At 61.3% G+C, this 426-nt stretch carries 1 protein-coding gene; it reads right to left on the bottom strand.

Translation table 11 applies throughout. The annotated features are described in order from the left end of the window. Positions 1 to 426: O-antigen ligase family protein (locus tag J0A65_RS25965; RefSeq protein ID WP_206597077.1), on the bottom strand; the 426-nt coding region annotated here is incomplete at both ends.

Raw genomic sequence — 426 nt, 5'->3', positions numbered from 1 at the left:
GATCCCGGTGTAGTACAGCACGCCGAGAAAGAAGCTATGTGGCTCCCTGAACCAATAGCCGATGCCGGGTACCAAGATGGCCAGCGGTGCGTCGAAGCCGTGGCCCAACCATGGGTGGACGGCAATCTTGTCCAGCGCGAGTTGCCAGATTTCCAGGCGATACGATGTCCCACGGTTGAGCAGGCTCTCTGGAAAAAGCATTAGCAGTGCTGCGAGACAGGCGAATCCGAGGCCGACGAGTATCGCCGAACGAGCGTTCCAGCAGCAGAGGATCAGCCAGCCAGCCGCAAGCGCTGATGCCAGAATGGGGGTGCGTGACCCGGTAGCGAGCAGTGTTGCCAGCAGCAGGGCCAGGGGGACCAGTGCCAGCAGGCTTTGCCTGACCGGGGCCGTCATCACCCAGCCAAGCCAGATGATGCAGAAGAA

Origin of the sequence: Bowmanella yangjiangensis, assembly GCF_017255015.1 — a bacterium.
Lineage (GTDB): Bacteria > Pseudomonadota > Gammaproteobacteria > Enterobacterales > Alteromonadaceae > Bowmanella > Bowmanella yangjiangensis.
This window is presented reverse-complemented; position numbering and strand designations above follow the sequence as displayed.